We start from the raw sequence: 17,738 nt of genomic DNA on the forward strand, positions 1-17,738 counted from the left end.
AATCCCTGCGTTCCATCCCTAGTGCCCCGCCACTCTGTCAAGAGTTTGGCAAAAGGGGAAACAATCAGTGTCCTGACAATCCGCTTGCGCCTTACAGTTGGCGCCTCCTTTGGGTAAACAGGCAACGGATTTCGACCGATGGGGGCCAAATGCTCGACGTTCAAGCCACCGCCTTGCCCGGTGTGCTCATCCTGACCCCGCGCCGGTTTGGCGATGCGCGCGGTTTTTTCAGCGAAAGCTGGAACCGCAAGCGCATGGCCGAACACGGCATCGAGATCGACTTCGTGCAGGACAATCATTCTCTTTCGGCCGAGCCGGGGACGCTGCGCGGGCTGCATTACCAGGGCCCGCCCCATGCCCAAGCCAAGCTGGTGCGCTGCGGGCGCGGGCGGCTCTTCGACGTGGCGGTGGACATCCGGGTGGGGTCTCCGACCTACGGCAACTGGCTCGGGGTCGAGCTGAGCGCGGAAAACGGCAAGCAAATGCTGGTGCCCAAGGGATTTCTGCACGGCTTCGTCACGCGCGATCCCGACACGGAGGTGCTCTACAAATGCTCGGACTACTATGCGCCCGACAGCGAAGGGACGGTACGTTTCGATGACCCGACCATCGGCATCGACTGGGGGCTCGAAGGGCCGCCGATCCTGAGCGAGAAGGACGCCAAGGCGCCCCCGCTGGCGGAAATCTCCAGCCCCTTCGCCTGGGAGGAAGGGGCATGAAACTGCTGGTCACCGGCGGCGCGGGTTTCATCGGCTCGGCAGTGGTGCGTCGCGCGATCACCGACGGACACCAGGTGGTGAACCTCGATGCGCTGACCTACGCGTCCTGTCTCGACAACGTCGCCTCGGTCGCGGACGACCCCGGCTATGTTTTCGAACATGCCGACATCCGTGACCGCGCCGCGCTGGACCGGATTTTCGCGCAGCATCGCCCGGACGCGGTGATGCACCTGGCCGCGGAAAGCCATGTCGACCGCTCCATCGATGGGCCGGGCACCTTCATCGACACCAATGTCATGGGCACCTTTCACCTGCTGGAGGCCGCCCGCGCCTACTGGACCCGCGAGGGCCGGCCCGAGGGGTTCCGGTTCCACCACGTTTCCACCGACGAGGTTTTTGGCTCTCTCGGCGCGGAAGGACAATTTACCGAGACCAGCCCCTATGATCCCCGTTCGCCCTATTCGGCGTCCAAGGCCGGGTCCGACCACCTGGTGCGCGCCTGGCACGAGACCTACGGCCTGCCCGTCGTCCTGACGAACTGTTCCAACAACTACGGCCCCTTTCATTTCCCCGAAAAGCTGATCCCGCTGGTGATCCTGAACGCGCTGGCGGGCAAAGCTCTGCCGATCTACGGGGACGGATCGAACGTGCGCGACTGGCTTTTCGTCGAAGATCACGCCGAGGCGCTGCTCTTGGTCGTGCAGAAGGGGGCGGTGGGCCGCAGCTACAACATCGGCGGCGAGAACGAGCGCACGAACCTCGACCTGGTGCAGACGCTCTGTCGGATCCTTGACCGCAAGCGCCCGCGCGACGACGGGTCCTATGCCGACCTCATCACCTTCGTCACCGACCGGCCCGGACATGACGCCCGCTATGCCATCGACCCGACGCGCATCCGCGAGGAACTGGGCTGGCGCCCCTCGGTGACGGTGGACGAAGGGTTGGAAAGGACCGTCGACTGGTATCTTGCGAACGCGCCCTGGTGGCGTGCCCTGCAGGCCCGGCACGGCGTGGGAGAACGGCTGGGGGTGGGCGCATGATCCTGGTCTTCGGCAGGAGCGGACAGGTCGGGACAGAGTTGCAACGGCTGGGCAATGTCACCGCGCTGGACCAGGATCAGGCCGATCTTTCCGATCCTGACAGCTGCGCCGAGGCGATCCGCGCCCGCCGTCCCCGGGCCGTCATCAACGCCGCCGCCTACACGGCGGTCGACCGGGCCGAGGACGAAGAGCCGCTGGCCACCACGATCAACGGCGCGGCCCCCGCCGCGATGGCGCGCGCCTGCGCCGAGATCGGCGCGCCGCTGGTCCATATCTCGACCGATTACGTCTTTGACGGTTCTGGCAGCCTGCCCTGGGCTCCGGGGGATCAGACGGCGCCGATCAACGCCTATGGCCGGTCGAAACTGGCCGGCGAAACCGGCATCCGCGCCGCGGGCGGCCCCCATGCCATCCTGCGGACTTCATGGGTCTTTTCCGCGCATGGCGCCAATTTCGTCAGGACGATGCTGCGGCTGGGGGCGGAACGGGACCGGCTGAGTATCGTCGCCGACCAAGTGGGCGGCCCCACCTCCGCCGCCGCCATCGCGCGGGCCTGCCTGACCGTGAGTGAGGCATTGTGCCAGCAGCCGGAAAAGACGGGCACCTATCACCTGTCCGGCGGGCCCGATGTCAGCTGGGCCGATTTCGCCCGGGCGATCTTTGCCCGGGCGGGACTGACGGCCGAAGTGAAGGATGTTCCCAGCAGCGCATATCCGACACCGGCGGCTCGCCCGCTCAATTCGCGTCTCGACAACACGGCACTTGCGCGCGCCTTCCACCTGAGCCGGCCCGACTGGCAGGCCGACCTGGACGCGGTGCTGCGCGACCTCGGCCACCTCCAGGCCGCGCGCGCCGGTCGTTCAGCACAGGCGATACGCCAGACCTAGCGCTGCACCACCACCTCGGCGCCGCGCAGGGGGGGCTCTTCGTCCACCAGCGTCTCGGGGAAACCCGGCGCCCGCACCGAGAGGCCCGTGCCCGCCTCCAGCCTCTCGATCATCCTGTCGGACTGCGCCCGGGCGCCCATCCTCTGCTGGCCGTCGCGGATCATCGCGATCACCTGCGGCGAGAGTTCCAGCGGTACGCCATGCTCATCTGCCAGCGCCTGGAACAGGCCAACATCCTTCATCACCAGGTCCAGCGCGAAGTCCACGTCACGGCTGCCGGACAGGATCAGCTGGCTTTCGGTCTCGTGGACAAAGGAATTGCCCGAGGAAATGCGGATCGCCTCGTAGGTCGTCGCCATGTCCAGCCCCGCAGCCTGCATCGTTGCCAGGGCCTCGCAGAGCGTCAGCAGGTTGGCGGTGGCCAGGTAATTGGTCATGACCTTGAGTTTCGAGGCGGTGCCGACTTCTCCGGTGTGCAGCACCTGCCGCCCGAGGATCGTCAACAGCGGCAGGACCGCCTCGAAACTGGCGCGCGGGGCGCCGCAAAAGACCGAGATATTGCCCGTCGCCGCCCTGTGGCACCCGCCCGACACCGGCGCCTCGATCGCGACCGCGCCCGTTTCGGCCACCCGGGCCGCCTGGGCCACGATCACCGCCGGGTCGGTGGTCGACATCTCGACCCAGGTCTTGCCCGGCGCCATTTCGGGCAGCATCTCGGCCAGCACCGTCTCCGAGGCCGCGGGACTGGGCAGGGAGGTGATGACCACGTCGCAGCGCGCCATGACCTCTGCGGCCGATCCTGTCGCCTCGGCGCCCTCTGCGACCATTCCGGCAAGGCGCGCCGGGTCGAGGTCGAAGACCGTCAGTCCGACGCCGTTGCGCAGCAGGTTGCCTGCCAGCTTGGCGCCCACAGCGCCCAGTCCGATGAATCCCGTCTGCATCCGTACCTCCTGTTTTCAGCCAGCCTGCGACGACACCCTGCGCACAGTCCGCGCCGTTTGCGACAGAAAACTTGTGCGCGGCGTCGCCGGCCCCTAGCCTTTCGCCATGACATGGCCCGTCAAAACCCCGTCGCAGCATGCCGCCACCCGACTTGAGACCGGCAGGCAATGCCCGCGCGGCCTCGCCGCGGATCACGGCCGGCGGGGGCGCATGATGCGGGCGGGGTCAGGCTGATGCCCCGGACCTGTGTCGAGACCCCAACCGGCCCTTTCGAGATCAGCGAGACAGACGGCGCCATAACCCGCGCCACCTGGACCCGGAGCGATGCCTGCGACGACACGCCCGTTCTGCGGCGCGCGGCGGACCAGGTCGCCGCCTATTTCGACGGGAGCCTGACCGCCTTCGACCTGCCCCTGCGGGTGGCGGCAAGCCCCTTTCAGCAACAGGTCTGCGCCCAGATCGCCGCGATCCCCTTTGGCGACACCCTGACCTATGGCGATATCGCCCGCACACTTGGCGCACCGCCGCAGGCGGTAGGGCGCGGCTGTGGCAGCAACCCGATTGCGCTGATCATCCCCTGTCACCGCGTGCTGGGCCGTGACGGTCTGGGCGGATTTTCCGGCGGCACCGGGGTCGAGACGAAGGTATGGCTGCTGCGCCACGAGGGCGCGGGCGGATTGCTGATCTGATGGCGGCAGGCCAATCACCTCCGCAGCAATAGACCCGCTGCCTGCCTGTGCGCAGAAACCGTTGTCATCCACAGATGGATCCCGTCTGCCGAACCGGCGCACCTATTAACGCGGCCGGGACAGATCGCCCCCGGCGCGGGAGAGCGCCCACCTAAGCGTAGCGGATCAGTCCCGGCGCGGATCGCGGGGATAGACGCCCAGGATTTCCAGCATGTCGGTGAAGTAGTCCAGCTCTTCGAGCGCACGCTTGACGCCGGGGTCCTCGGGGTGGCCCTCGATGTCGGCGTAGAACTGGGTCGCCGTGAAAGAGCCATTGACCATGTAGCTTTCCAGCTTGGTCATGTTGACGCCGTTTGTCGCGAAACCGCCCATCGCCTTGTAGAGCGCGGCGGGGATGTTGCGCACCTGGAAAATGAAGGTGGTCATCATGCCGTGGCTGCCCCGGCGCGAGATGTCGGGCTCGGGCGCCATCAACAGGAACCGCGTGGTATTGTGAGCGTGGTCCTCGATGTGGCGGGCCAGGATATGCAACCCGTAGATCTCGGCCGCGAGATCCGATGCCAGCACGCCCTCGTCGCGCAGTTCCGCCTTGGCCAGTTCGGCCGCCGCGCCGGCGCTGTCCGCCGCGGCGATTCCCCGGATTCCGTATTTCGACAGAAAGCTCTGCGCCTGCGGCAATAGCACCAGGTGCGCGCGGACCCGTTCCAGCTCCTCGATCTGCACGCCGGGCAGCGCCATGAGGCTGATGTGCACGCGGACGAATGCTTCATCAACGATGCGCAGACCCGATTCCGGCAACAGCCGGTGGATGTCCGCGACGCGCCCGTAGGTCGAGTTCTCGACCGGCAGCATGGCCAGGTCCGCCCGACCTTCGCGCACCGCGGAAATCACGTCCTCGAAATTCCGGCAGGGCAGCACCTCGGCGCCCGGACGGGCCTCGGTGCAGGCCTGGTGGGAATAGGCGCCAAGCTCTCCCTGGAAGGCGATCCGCTGTGTCATCTGAGGCCCTCGTCGCAAATCCCGCTGCACGCGGGCGATTGGTCGCGCCTTCTACCGCTTGCCCAAGGGGATGGAAAGCAATAGATACGCGCCCGACAGAGATCCAAGCAGACAGGGCTTCCCATGTTCGATACCATGACCTTTACCAAGATCGTCGGCGGCCTGTGCGGCGCCTTGCTGATCTTCCTGATGGGCAAATGGGCTGCGGAGAGCCTGTATCACACCGGTGGCGGTCACCACGGCGAAGAACATGCCGCAGGTTTCGCGATCCAGGTGGAAGAAGCCGAGCCCGTCGAAGAGGAAGAGGTTGATTTCGCCGCGCTGATGGCCTCGGCGGACGCCGGCAAGGGCGAGCGCGTCTGGGGCAAGTGCCGCGCCTGCCACAAGCTGGACGGGTCGGATGCCGTCGGCCCGCACCTCGACGGTGTGGTCGGCCGTGATGTCGGCGCAGCGGCCGGTTTCGGCTACTCGGGCGCCCTGAGCGAGGCGGCCGACGTCTGGACCCCGGAAAACCTCTTTGCCTTCCTCGAAGACCCCCGCGGTTACGCGCCCGGCACCTCGATGGGTTTTGCAGGCCTGCCCAAGGCCGAGGACCGCGTCAACCTGATCGCCTACCTGCAAACGACCGGCGGCTGATCTGACCGCACCGCGAGCATTCAAAGGGCCGTCCCGACCGGGCGGCCTTTTTTCATGCGCATTTGCCGCGCAGCCCCCCGCCGACACCGGGGGGAACCACCCCAGAGACGTTGACGTTTCCGTAATCTCGTCTTGAATGTGGTCGCGCGGAAAACTTAGCTTAGAATTAGCAAGGAAAAGCGCTCGATTACCGGGCCGAACCGCCGGTTGACAGGGAGATGACCATGACGATCCAGGCCAAACGACCACACCGCCGCAGCACGGCCCGGGCCCGCGCCTTGCCGGACCTTCGGTTCGTCGCCACCGGGGCGCTTGCCATCGGGGTGGCCTTGCTGGGTGTGGCCGCACTGGCGCAGGATGGCGATGAAAAGATCACCACCGCGCATGGCTATTCCTACTTCGGCAATCTCGACTACCCGGCGGACTACACCCATTTCGATTTCGTCAACCCCGACGCGCCCAAGGGCGGCGAACTGGTGATCGGCGCCACCGGCACCTTCGACAGCCTCAACCCCTATTCGCGCAAGGGCCGCCCCGGCACCCTGACCACGGTGATGTACGACCAGCTGATCGAATCCGTCGAGGATTCCGTTGGCCAGTATTACTGCATCCTCTGCGAGAGCATCGAATACCCGGAAAGCCGCGACTGGGTCATCTTTCACATGCGCGAGGACGCCAAGTTCTGGGACGGCACCCCTGTCACCGCCGAGGACGTGGTCTATTCGCACAAGCTGTTCATCACCCAGGGCCTGCCGTCCTACGCGCAGGCGGTCGGCCGCATGGTGACCAGTGCCGAGGCGCTGGACGATTACACCGTGAAATTCACCTTCAACCCCGAGCTGACCAAGCGGTCGCGGATCGAGACCGTGGGCTCGACCCCGGTATTTTCCAAGGCCTGGTTCGAGGCCGACCCGGAAAACCGCCGCCTGGACGAACCGCGACTGGAAGTGGCGCTGGGGTCCGGCCCCTACAAGCTGGCAACCTACGAGGTGAACCGCCACATCGTCTATGAGCGCGATCCGGATTACTGGGGCAAGGATCTGCCCTACAACACCGGCCGCTACAACTATGACAGCATCCGGGTCGAGTATTTCGCCGACCAGACCGCCTCTTTCGAGGCGTTCAAGGCCGGAACCTATACGTTCAAGGTGGAAGGCGACCCCAAGCAATGGGCGACGGCCTACAATTTCCCCAAGGTCGAGGAAGGCGTCGTCAAGCTGGAAGAAATCCCGGACGGCAGCCCGCCGAACCCGACCGGCTTTGTGTTCAACCTGGCCAAGCCGCAGCTGCAGGACAAGCGCGTGCGTGAGGCCATCGCGCTGGCCTACAACTTTGAATGGTCGAACGAGTCGCTGCTCTACGGGCTTTACTCGCCGCGCAGCTCTTTCGTCGAAGGCACTCCGGTCGAGGCCAAGGACGTGCCAGAAGGCGCCGAACTGGAGTTTCTCAAGAGCCTGGGCGACATCGTGCCCGCCGACCTTCTGGAAGAGCCGGTGCGCGTGATGCATGAATCCGACCCGGCCCGCCTGCCCGACCGGCGCAACCTGCGCGCGGCATCGCGGCTCTTGTCCGAGGCAGGCTGGGAAGTGGGCGACGACGGCATCCGGCGCAACGCGGATGGCGAGACGCTGCAGGTCAACATGCTGATCCCGACCAATATCGAACCCTCGGTCGAGGCGATGCACGAATCCTTTGTCCGCAACCTGGTCCAGATCGGCGTGGATGCCAGCTTTGAGCGGATCGACCCCTCGCAGTACACGCTGCGCCGCCGGGAACGGGACTACGACCTGCTCTATTCCACCCGCTATGGCGCCTTCCTGTCCACCGGTGGCGGGTTGACGCAGATGTACGGGTCGCGAGAGGCCGAATTCAGCCTCTTCAACCCCGCGGGACTTGCCAGCCCGCTGGTCGACGCGATCATCGAGGCCAGTTTCGAGGCCGAGAGCCAGGCCGATACCGACGTGGCGCTGATGGCGCTAGACCGGGCGCTGCGCTACGAGTTCTTCGTGATCCCGACCGGCTATATCGCCGACCACTGGGTTGCCTACTACGACATGTACGAACGCCCCGAACAGATCCCGCCCTACGGGCTGGGTTACCTGAGCTTCTGGTGGGTCAACCCCGAGAAGGAAGCGGCGCTCAAGGCGGAAGGTCAGCTGGACTGACATGGGAGCCTACATTCTCCGACGCATATTGCTGATCATCCCCACGCTGCTGGGGATCATGATCATCAACTTCGTGCTGGTCCAATTCGTGCCCGGCGGCCCGATCGAGCAGATCATTGCCCAGATCGAGGGCCAGGGCGACGTGTTCGGCGGCTTTGCCGGCGGCTCGGAATCGCCCGATGCCGGCAGCATGACCCCGGGTGACGAAACCTATGCTGGCGCCCGGGGCCTGCCACCGGAATACATCGCCGACCTGGAACGGCAATTCGGGTTCGACAAGCCGCCGCTGGAACGCTTCCTGGACATGATGTGGAACTACATCCGCTTCGATTTCGGCGAGAGCTATTTCCGGTCGATCAGCGTGATCGATCTGGTGGTGGAAAAGATGCCGGTCTCGATCTCGCTGGGCCTGTGGTCGACGCTGCTCGCCTACCTGATCTCGATCCCGCTGGGCATCCGCAAGGCCGTCCGGGACGGGACCAATTTCGACACCTGGACATCCAGCATCATCATCGTCGCCTATGCGATCCCCGGGTTTCTCTTCGCGATCCTGCTGCTGGTGCTCTTTGCCGGGGGGTCCTACTGGCAGATCTTCCCGATCCGCGGGCTGGTCTCCGACAACTGGGAAGACCTGAACATCTTCATGAAGGTAGCAGACTACTTCTGGCACATTGCCCTGCCGATCACCGCCTCGACCATCTCGGCCTTTGCGACGCTGACCCTGCTGACCAAGAACAGCTTTCTGGACGAGATCAAGAAACACTATGTCATGACCGCCCGGGCCAAGGGCCTGTCCGAGGACCGCGTGCTGTATGGCCATGTCTTCCGCAACGCCATGCTGATCGTCATCGCCGGCCTGCCGGGCGTCTTCATCGGCGTCTTCTTTGGCGGGTCGATCATCATCGAGACGATCTTTTCGCTCGACGGCCTCGGCCGGCTCGGCTTCGAGGCGGCGGTGGCGCGCGACTACCCGGTGATCTTCGGCACGCTCTTCATCACCTCGATGATCGGGCTTGTCGTCGGGCTGATCTCGGACCTGATGTACGTGGTCGTCGACCCGCGCATCGACTTTGAAAAACGGGAGGGCTGAGGCATGGTCGCGAACCCGCAGCCCGATCAGAACCCCGACAGCCCCCCGGCGGTGACGATGCCGCCGGAGCCGAAAAAGGGACTGTTTTCGCTGTCGCCACTGAACCAGCGGCGCTGGAACAACTTCAAACGCAACCGCCGCGCCTTCTGGTCGCTCTGGATCTTCGTGATCCTTTTTGGCCTGTCGCTCTTTGCCGAGTTCATCGCCAACGACAAGCCGATCATGGTGCGCTATCGCGGTGAGACCTTCACCCCGATCTTCAACTTCTACCCCGAAACGCAGTTCGGCGGCGATTTCCGGACAGAAGCCGCCTATCGCGATCCCGAGGTCCGCTGCCTGATCATCACCGGCGGGCTGGACGCCTGTTTCGACGATCCCGACGGGTTGATCGAAGATGCAGAGGCCGGCGTGCTGGCGGATGACAATTTCTACAAGGGCATGATCCTCTGGCCGCTGATCCCCTACAGCTATGACACGCCCGTGGACCGGCGTGGCGCGGCCCCCCTGCCGCCAAACGAACAGAACTGGCTGGGCACCGACAAGGGCAAGCGCGACCTGCTGGCGCGGGTGATCTACGGGTTCCGCCTGTCCATCGTCTTTACCCTGATCGTCACCGCCTGCGCCTCTGTGATCGGCATCGTGGCCGGGGCATTGCAGGGCTATTTCGGTGGCTGGCTCGACCTGATCTTTCAGCGGGTGATCGAGATATGGGGGGCGACGCCGTCGCTTTACATCATCATCATCCTCTTCGCGATCCTCGGGCGAAGTTTCTGGCTATTGGTCTTTCTCACCATCCTGTTTGGCTGGACGGCGCTGGTGGGCGTGGTGCGGGCTGAATTCCTGCGCGCGCGCAACCTGGAATATGTCCGTGCGGCCAAGGCTTTGGGGGTGTCGAACTGGACCATCATGTTCCGGCACATGCTGCCCAACGCGATGGTGGCGACGCTGACCTTCATGCCCTTCATCGTCACCGGCACGATCTCGACGCTGGCGGGGCTCGACTTCCTCGGCTTCGGCCTGCCCTCTTCGGCGCCGTCCCTGGGGGAAATGACCCTGCAGGCGAAACAGAACCTGCAGGCGCCCTGGCTTGCCTTCACCGCCTTCTCGGTCTTCGCGATCATGCTGTCGCTGCTGGTCTTCATCTTCGAAGGGGTCCGCGACGCATTCGACCCCAGGAAAACCTTCTCATGAGCGCATTGCTACAGGTCAGCGACCTCAAGGTCAGCTTCCGCCAGGACGGCGTCACCATCCCGGCGGTCAAGGGCGTGTCCTTCGACATCCAGAAAGGCGAGACGGTTGCGCTGGTGGGCGAATCCGGCTCGGGCAAGTCGGTCACCGCCTTGTCGACCGTGTCCCTGCTGGGGGAATCCGCGCGTGTCGAAGGCTCGGTCCTCTACAACGGGGCCGAGATGATAGGCGCCGCGGACAAGCGCCTGCGCGACGTGCGCGGCAATGACATCAGCTTCATCTTCCAGGAGCCGATGACATCGCTCAACCCGTTGCACACGCTGGAAAAGCAGATCCGCGAGAGCCTGGAACTGCACCAGGGACTTACCGGTGCCAAGGCCCGCGAACGGATCATCGAACTGTTGACCAAGGTCGGCATCCGCGATCCCGAAAGCCGGCTGGGCTCTTACCCGCACCAGCTGTCGGGCGGGCAGCGGCAGCGGGTCATGATCGCGATGGCGCTGGCCAACGGGCCGGAACTGCTGATCGCGGACGAGCCGACCACCGCGCTCGACGTGACGATCCAGGCGCAGATCCTCGACCTTCTGGCCAATCTCAAGACCGAGGAGGACATGAGCCTGCTGTTCATCACCCATGACCTTGGCATCGTGCGGCGCATCGCCGACCGGGTCTGCGTGATGAAGGACGGCGAGATCGTCGAACAGGGCCTGACCTCCGAGATCTTTGCCGCCCCGAAACATCCCTACACGCAGATGCTGCTGTCGGCGGAAAGCACCGGCAAACCGGATCCCGTGGACGAGGGCGCCGAGGAAATCGCCCGCACCGACAACCTCAAGATCTGGTTCCCGATCCAGCGCGGGCTGATGAAACGCACGGTCGGCTACGTCAAGGCGGTCAACGACGCGACCATCGCCGTGCGCGCGGGCGAAACCGTGGGCATCGTGGGCGAAAGCGGATCGGGCAAGACGACGCTGGCGCTGGCGATCATGCGCCTGATCAAGTCCGAGGGCGGGATCACCTATCGCGGCCAGGACGTGAACGCCTGGTCCACCAAGCGCCTGCGCAAACTGCGCTCGGAAATGCAGATCGTGTTTCAGGATCCCTACGGGTCGCTGAGCCCGCGCATGACCTGCGAACAGATCATCGCCGAGGGGTTGGAGGTGCATGGCGCGCCGGATGGCCGCCCCCACCGCGAACTGGTGGCCGAGGTCATGACCGAGGTCGGCCTGGATCCGATGACCATGCACCGCTACCCGCACGAGTTCTCGGGCGGCCAGCGCCAGCGCATCGCGATTGCCCGTGCGATGGTTCTGCGACCCCGGCTGGTGGTACTGGACGAACCGACCTCGGCGCTGGACATGACGGTGCAGGTGCAGATCGTGAACCTGCTGCGCAACCTTCAGCGCAAGTACGACCTGGCTTACCTGTTCATTTCGCATGACCTGAAGGTGGTGCGCGCGATGAGCCACAAGGTCATCGTGATGAAACAGGGGGACGTGGTGGAATATGGCCCCGCCGAGGCGATCTTTGACGCGCCGCAGACGGACTATACCCGGGAGTTGCTGGCCGCCGCCTTCGACGCGGCCTGAGCGGCGTCAGATCGCGCTGGAATGGCCTGCCTTCGACAGGTCGTAGGCGTCGAAGGCCCGCGCGACGATGCGGGTCAGCGGCCGTGCCTCCTCCGGAATGAACAAACCGTCGTCGCTGATGATCAGCATGTTCTCGAAACGCGCGGTCGCCTCGCGGAACAGGGTGAACAGCCCTTCGCGCGAGATGGCGAATTCGCGCAGGATTTCGGCGGCATCGATGCGGAAATCGCACATCAATGCCTCGATCAGCCGGGCGCGCAGGCGGTCGTCCCCCTTGAAGGTATGGCCGCGCGCGGTGGCGAACCGACCATCCCGCACCGCCGCGATGTATTTCGACGTGCCGGGCGCGTTCTGGGCGTATCCCTGCGGGAACTTCGAGATCGACGACGCCCCCAGCCCGATCAGGACATCCGAGGTATCGTCGGTATAGCCCTGGAAATTCCGTCGCAGGGCGCCGGCGCGCCGCGCCAAGGCCAGCCCGTCTTCGCGGGTGGCGAAATGATCGATGCCGATCTCGGCATAGCCGTCCCAGACGAACAGGCGCCGCGCCGTGTCGAACAGCTCCAGCCGCTCTTGCGGTGTGGGCAGCGCGTCCGAGGGCAGCATCTGCTGCCGCTTGGCCATCCAGGGCACATGCGCATAGCCGTAAAGCGCCACGCGGTCCGGCGCAAAGCTGAGCAGCTTTTGCACGGTTTCGGTGATGCGGGCACGGGTCTGATGCGGCAGGCCGAACAGGATGTCGGCGTTCAGGCTCTCGATCCCGCGCGCACGGATCAATTCGACCGCCGCCCGGGTCACGTCATAGCCCTGTTCCCGGCCGATCGCGCCCTGGATCTGCGGGTCGAAGTCCTGCACCCCGATCGAGGCGCGGTTCATGCCGCCCTCGGTCAGGGCATCCAGCCGCTCCGCATCAATCTCGTTCGGGTCGATCTCGACGGAAAATTCGTAGCCTTCGGCAAAATCGGCGACCCGCCGGGTCGCCGCGATCAGGCGTTTCATGAGGTCTGGGGGCAGCAGGGTTGGCGTGCCGCCGCCCCAGTGCAGCCGCGACAGGCGCACGCCCTGCGGCAAGGCACCGCGCAGCAGGTCCAGTTCCCGTTCCAGCACGGTCACATAGCTTTCGACCGGGCCAAGGGTTGACGTTCCCTGCGTCCGACAGGCGCAGAACCAGCACAACCTGCGGCAAAATGGTACATGCAAATATAGGGATATGTTACCATCTACAGGAACAGAGCGAACCCACTCTTCGAATCGTGCCGGCCCCACGTCGCCGTCGAAATGCGGTGCGGTCGGATACGATGTGTACCGCGGCACTTTGGCGTCAAAGAGTCCAAGCCGCGCGAGTTGAGTTCGGTTCGCCATACGCGTACGGTTAGGGCACGGAAAAGCGCCGGGCTTTGACGCAGATCAACATAAGGCAGGCGATATGCTGAATGAACGAAGCTTGAGTGTCGCGCCCGACTGCAACGACTGCCCGATCCGCCATCGGGCGGTCTGTGCACGATGCGAAAGCGACGAACTCGAGCGCCTTGAGCAGATCAAGTATTACCGCAAGTTCGAGGCTGGCCAGTCGATCATCTGGGCCGGCGACCGCATGGATTTCGTGGGCTCCGTCGTGTCCGGTATCGCAACCCTGAGCCAGGCGATGGAAGATGGCCGTACGCAGATGGTGGGCCTGTTGCTGCCCAGCGATTTCGTCGGCCGCCCCGGACGCAACACCGCCGCCTACGACGTGGTCGCCACGACCGATGTCGTCATGTGCTGTTTCCGCCGGTCCCCCTTCGAAGACCTCATGACACGCACGCCGCATATCGCGCAGCGCCTGCTGGAAATGACCCTGGACGAGCTTGATGCGGCGCGCGAGTGGATGCTGGTTTTGGGCCGCAAGACCGCGCGAGAGAAGATCGCTTCGCTGTTGTCGATCATTGCCCGCCGCGACGCGACCCTGAACAAGCGCGGCGCCGCGGCTGGTCCGATCGTCTTCGACCTGCCCCTGACCCGCGAGGCGATGGCAGATTACCTGGGCCTGACACTGGAAACCGTGAGCCGCCAGATCTCGGCCCTGAAACGGGACGGCGTGATCCAGCTGGAAGGCAAGCGCCATGTCACCGTGCCGGACATGTCCCGCCTGATGGACGAGGCCGGCGACGATGCGGATGGTGGCCTGCTTGTCTGAGGGATTGCCCTTTTGCACCTGCGACGTCTTCACCGAAACCGCCTATGCCGGCAATCCGCTGGCCATCGTCGAGGATGCGGACGGGCTGAGCGACGTCGCGATGCAGACCATCGCGCGTGAGTTCAACCTGTCCGAGACGATCTTTGTCCGGTCCCCAGCCGATCCGGCGCATACCGCCGGCGTGCGGATCTTCTTTCCCACGGCGGAGATCCCCTTTGCAGGGCATCCCACCATCGGCTGTGCCATCCACCTCGCGCTGAAAGGCGCACCCGAGGGCGATTTCGAAACCCGGATCACGCTGGAAGAAGTCGCCGGGCTGGTTCCGGTGCAGGTCTGGCGCCGGGCCGGTCGACTGGGCGCAGAGTTCCGCGCGCCGGTTCTGCCCCACGCGGCCAACACCGGAGAAATGCCCGGTGCCAAGGACATCGCCGAGGCGCTTGGCCTCTCGGCGGACCAGATCGGGTTCGAGGATCATCGCCCTGCCCTGTGGCAGGGTGGACCGGCCTTTGGCTATATCCCGCTGCGCGACCGGGCCGCCCTGACCGCTGCCCGGCCCAATGGTCCGGCTTGGGAGACGCTCTGCGCCGTGACCGGCCTCGACTCGCATTACCTGTATGCGCGCGGGCAAAAAACGGATTTTTCCGCACGCATGTTCGCCCCCGGCGACGGCATCCCCGAGGACCCGGCCACGGGATCGGCCTCGGCCATCCTTGCAGCACAACTGCTGGCCTCTGGCGCCCTGTCGGAGGGCGAAACGCGGTTGGTGCTGGAACAGGGCGTGGACATGGGCCGCCCCAGCCGCATCGGGCTGCGGATCCAGACCACCGGCGGCGCGCTGGAGCGGATCCATGTTCAGGGCTCTGCGGTGCCCGTCAGTTCGGGGCGGCTTGTGCCGCCCGCAGACTGACCACCCATCCGAACAGGGCCGCCCGTGTTCCCGCACGAACGGCCCCGGTCCGCTCACCGCGCCCGCATCAATGGGCCATGAAAACCGACACGCCGGCCTGTTCCAGCATGTTGCGCGTGGCCCCGCCCAGGATCGCCTCGCGAAAGCGCGAATGGCCATAGGCGCCCATCACGACCATGTCCGCGCTGACGTCCGACACATGCCGCAGCAAGACATCCGAAACGCGCGGCATCGTCTTGGCCAGCACGTCGATCTCTGCCTTGACGCCGTGACGGGCAAGGAATTCGGACACCATCCCGCCCGGGTCCGAGCGGTTCGGGCCGTGCTTCGGCGGGTCGATCACAACCACATGCACCGTTTCGGCCTGTTCCAGCAGGGGCAAGGCGGACCGCACCGCGCGCAGGGCCTCGTTGCTTTCGTTCCAGCCAAGCACGATCCGCTTGGGCCTGGCCGCCGGCTCGACATCCTCGGGCACGACCATCACCGGCACCTGCCCCTCGAACAGCGCGCCTTCGAGGACGGGCTCCAGTTCCACGCCCTTGCCCTCGCCGTAGGGCTGCGGCAGCACCACGAGGTCGGTGAACCGCGCCCGCGATGCAACGTGGCGACCGATGTCGGCCAGTTGCGCCACGCCGTGATCGACGCTCCAGAGCGAGTCGGTCTTTTCCAGAACTCCGCGTGCCGCCTTGGCCAGGGCCTCGGCCTCTGCCGTGGCACGTTCCAGGGTTTCCTGCAGCACCATCGCGTTGGCCCCGGCGTAATAGTACCCGGTCTGGGTGCGATCCACGCCAAAGCAAAGCGCGCCGAGATGCGCGTCATGTGCCCTGGCCACCGTGGCGGCATGCGAAAGGGTCGAGGTCATGAGATCATGGTCGGTGACCACGGTCAGAATGGATTTGAAGGACATATGCGTCTCCGTCGCTGCGTGGCCCGAAGCTAGCCTCGCGCCTTTCGTCGCACCTTGACCCGCGTCAAGGTTCGCGTGGCCATCCATTGATGCAGATCAAGGATGCCTTTGAGGGAACATAGCTAACACGTCCCCAGTCTAAAACCGCCCCTGCGGACAACGAATCGCGCGGGTCAGACGAAGGGACGAAAAATGTTGAATTATCTCAAGCTCATCGTGCTTGGATTGATTGCGATGTTCTCGATGATCGCAATCAACTACGCACGAGATGTGGCTTACTTGATCCATGCGATCATTGTCCTGGCGGTCTCCGCCGGGCTGTTTTTGTGGGTCCTGCGCCACACCGACGAGCCGGCGGCACCGGCTCCGCAAAACGAATATATGGACGATGTGGTCCGCGCCGGCGTCATCGCGACCGCCTTCTGGGGCGTGATCGGTTTTCTTGCCGGGACCTTTATCGCCACCCAGCTGGCCTTTCCGGCGCTGAACTTCGACTGGGCCCAGGGCTACATGAACTTCGGCCGCCTGCGCCCGCTGCACACCAGCGCCGTGATCTTCGCCTTTGGCGGCAACGCGCTGATCGCGACCTCGTTCTACGTCGTTCAGCGCACCAGCGCCGCACGGCTCTGGGGCGGCAACCTGGCCTGGTTCGTGTTCTGGGGCTACCAGCTGGTGATCGTGCTGGCCGCGACAGGCTATGTGCTGGGCTCGACCCACGCCAAGGAATACGCCGAGCCGGAATGGTACGTCGACTGGATGCTGACCATTGTCTGGGTCGCCTATCTGGCGGTTTTCGTCGGCACCATCGTCCGCCGCAAAGAGCCGCACATCTACGTGGCCAACTGGTTCTACCTGTCCTTCATCCTGACCGTCGCAATGCTGCACGTCTTCAACAACCTAGCAATCCCGGTCTCGATCTGGGGGTCGAAGTCGGTGCAGGTCTTCTCGGGCGTGCAAGACGCGATGACGCAGTGGTGGTACGGCCACAACGCGGTGGGCTTTTTCCTGACCGCCGGCTTCCTCGGCATGATGTATTACTTCATCCCGAAACAGGCCGAACGCCCGGTGTTCAGCTACAAGCTGTCGATCATCCACTTCTGGGCGCTGATCTTCATCTATATCTGGGCCGGTCCGCACCACCTGCATTACACCGCGCTGCCTGACTGGGCCTCGACGCTGGGCATGGTGTTCTCGGTCGTGCTTTGGATGCCGTCCTGGGGTGGCATGATCAACGGCCTGATGACCCTGTCCGGTGCATGGGACAAGCTGCGCACCGACCCGGTGATCCGGATGATGGTGATCTCTGTCGGCTTCTACGGCATGTCCACCTTCGAAGGTCCGATGATGTCGATCCGCGCGGTGAACTCGCTGTCGCACTACACCGACTGGACCATCGGTCACGTCCACTCCGGCGCGCTTGGCTGGAACGGCATGATCACCTTCGGCGCGCTCTACTTCCTGGTGCCCAAGCTGTGGAACCGCGAGCGTCTGTATTCGCTCAGCATGGTGTCCTGGCACTTCTGGCTCGCCACTATCGGCATTGTGCTCTACGCGGCCTCGATGTGGGTGACCGGCATCATGGAAGGCCTGATGTGGCGTGAAGTGGATGCCAACGGCTTCCTCGTGAACAGCTTTGCCGACACCGTGGGCGCCAAGTTCCCGATGTATGTCGTGCGTGCCCTGGGTGGCGTGCTCTACGTCGCCGGTGGCGTCATCATGTGCTACAACCTGTGGATGACCGTGAAACGCGCACCGGCTGTCGAAGCCCGCGCCGCCACGGCCCATGCCACTCCGGCCGAATAAG

General features: G+C 64.8%; 16 protein-coding genes. 12 read left to right on the forward strand and 4 right to left on the reverse strand.

Going from position 1 to position 17,738, the window contains the following annotated elements:
• Positions 1 to 149: 149 nt before the first annotated feature.
• From rfbC to rfbD, 3 genes are read left to right on the forward strand one after another with little or no spacing between them, the layout of a single operon-like run.
• Positions 150 to 719 (forward strand): dTDP-4-dehydrorhamnose 3,5-epimerase, encoded by a 570-nt coding sequence (rfbC, locus tag ACQY5B_RS17630; protein ID WP_420328210.1) that lies wholly within the window; start codon positions 150 to 152, stop codon positions 717 to 719.
• Positions 716 to 1,759 (forward strand): dTDP-glucose 4,6-dehydratase, encoded by a 1,044-nt coding sequence (gene rfbB, locus ACQY5B_RS17635; protein ID WP_420328208.1) that lies wholly within the window; start codon positions 716 to 718, stop codon positions 1,757 to 1,759. The genes rfbC and rfbB overlap by 4 nt, the downstream gene beginning before the upstream one ends.
• Positions 1,756 to 2,646, forward strand: a complete 891-nt coding sequence (gene rfbD, locus ACQY5B_RS17640; RefSeq protein ID WP_420328207.1) for a dTDP-4-dehydrorhamnose reductase — start codon at positions 1,756 to 1,758, stop codon at positions 2,644 to 2,646. Before rfbB ends, rfbD begins: the two co-directional genes overlap by 4 nt.
• On the opposite strand, the gene ACQY5B_RS17645 is transcribed toward rfbD, so the two are convergent.
• Complete coding sequence (locus ACQY5B_RS17645) at positions 2,643 to 3,587, reverse strand: NAD(P)-dependent oxidoreductase (protein WP_420328205.1); 945 nt, start codon at positions 3,585 to 3,587, stop codon at positions 2,643 to 2,645. The two genes, rfbD and ACQY5B_RS17645, sit on opposite strands and share 4 nt — an antisense overlap.
• A 234-nt stretch (positions 3,588 to 3,821) precedes the next feature.
• Between ACQY5B_RS17645 and ACQY5B_RS17650 the strand changes: the two genes are divergently transcribed.
• Positions 3,822 to 4,277: a methylated-DNA--[protein]-cysteine S-methyltransferase gene (locus ACQY5B_RS17650; protein WP_420328204.1), complete on the forward strand. Its 456-nt coding sequence runs from the start codon at positions 3,822 to 3,824 to the stop codon at positions 4,275 to 4,277.
• A 165-nt stretch (positions 4,278 to 4,442) separates the two neighbouring features.
• On the opposite strand, the gene ACQY5B_RS17655 is transcribed toward ACQY5B_RS17650, so the two are convergent.
• On the reverse strand, positions 4,443 to 5,276 hold the full coding sequence (locus ACQY5B_RS17655; protein ID WP_305968871.1) for a prephenate dehydratase: 834 nt from the start codon (positions 5,274 to 5,276) through the stop codon (positions 4,443 to 4,445).
• A 123-nt stretch (positions 5,277 to 5,399) separates the two neighbouring features.
• Here ACQY5B_RS17655 and ACQY5B_RS17660 point away from each other — a divergent pair, with 123 nt between their 5' ends.
• The 5 genes from ACQY5B_RS17660 to ACQY5B_RS17680 all read left to right on the forward strand — a co-directional run bounded on the left by ACQY5B_RS17660 (position 5,400) and on the right by ACQY5B_RS17680 (position 11,944).
• Positions 5,400 to 5,912 (forward strand): c-type cytochrome, encoded by a 513-nt coding sequence (locus tag ACQY5B_RS17660; RefSeq protein WP_305968870.1) that lies wholly within the window; start codon positions 5,400 to 5,402, stop codon positions 5,910 to 5,912.
• A gap of 224 nt (positions 5,913 to 6,136) precedes the next feature.
• A complete protein-coding gene (locus ACQY5B_RS17665; RefSeq protein WP_420328202.1) occupies positions 6,137 to 8,077 on the forward strand; it encodes an extracellular solute-binding protein in 1,941 nt (646 codons plus the stop codon).
• Between the two features lies 1 nt (position 8,078).
• Complete coding sequence (locus tag ACQY5B_RS17670) at positions 8,079 to 9,167, forward strand: microcin C ABC transporter permease YejB (protein ID WP_420328200.1); 1,089 nt, start codon at positions 8,079 to 8,081, stop codon at positions 9,165 to 9,167.
• Positions 9,168 to 9,224: 57 nt separating this feature from the next.
• Positions 9,225 to 10,358, forward strand: coding sequence for an ABC transporter permease (locus ACQY5B_RS17675; protein ID WP_420328618.1), 1,134 nt, complete (start codon positions 9,225 to 9,227; stop codon positions 10,356 to 10,358).
• Positions 10,355 to 11,944, forward strand: coding sequence for an ABC transporter ATP-binding protein (locus tag ACQY5B_RS17680; RefSeq protein WP_420328198.1), 1,590 nt, complete (start codon positions 10,355 to 10,357; stop codon positions 11,942 to 11,944). Before ACQY5B_RS17675 ends, ACQY5B_RS17680 begins: the two co-directional genes overlap by 4 nt.
• 6 nt (positions 11,945 to 11,950) lie before the next feature.
• Here the strand turns inward: ACQY5B_RS17680 and hemN are convergent, their stop codons facing one another.
• Complete coding sequence (gene hemN, locus ACQY5B_RS17685; protein ID WP_420328196.1) at positions 11,951 to 13,306, reverse strand: oxygen-independent coproporphyrinogen III oxidase; 1,356 nt, start codon at positions 13,304 to 13,306, stop codon at positions 11,951 to 11,953.
• 64 nt (positions 13,307 to 13,370) lie between these two features.
• On the opposite strand from hemN, the gene fnrL reads away from it, so the two are divergent.
• Positions 13,371 to 14,120 carry a transcriptional regulator FnrL gene (fnrL, locus tag ACQY5B_RS17690; RefSeq protein ID WP_305968865.1) on the forward strand — a complete coding sequence of 250 codons (750 nt, stop codon included), beginning with the start codon at positions 13,371 to 13,373 and terminating at the stop codon, positions 14,118 to 14,120.
• Positions 14,104 to 15,027, forward strand: a complete 924-nt coding sequence (locus ACQY5B_RS17695) for a PhzF family phenazine biosynthesis protein (RefSeq protein ID WP_420328194.1) — start codon at positions 14,104 to 14,106, stop codon at positions 15,025 to 15,027. The genes fnrL and ACQY5B_RS17695 overlap by 17 nt, the downstream gene beginning before the upstream one ends.
• Before the next feature lie 67 nt (positions 15,028 to 15,094).
• On the opposite strand, the gene ACQY5B_RS17700 is transcribed toward ACQY5B_RS17695, so the two are convergent.
• Complete coding sequence (locus tag ACQY5B_RS17700) at positions 15,095 to 15,934, reverse strand: universal stress protein (protein ID WP_420328193.1); 840 nt, start codon at positions 15,932 to 15,934, stop codon at positions 15,095 to 15,097.
• A gap of 192 nt (positions 15,935 to 16,126) precedes the next feature.
• Here ACQY5B_RS17700 and ccoN point away from each other — a divergent pair, with 192 nt between their 5' ends.
• Complete coding sequence (gene ccoN, locus ACQY5B_RS17705) at positions 16,127 to 17,737, forward strand: cytochrome-c oxidase, cbb3-type subunit I (RefSeq protein ID WP_420328192.1); 1,611 nt, start codon at positions 16,127 to 16,129, stop codon at positions 17,735 to 17,737.
• Position 17,738 lies beyond the last annotated feature (1 nt).

Source organism: Antarctobacter sp. (assembly GCF_965277915.1).
GTDB lineage: Bacteria > Pseudomonadota > Alphaproteobacteria > Rhodobacterales > Rhodobacteraceae > Antarctobacter.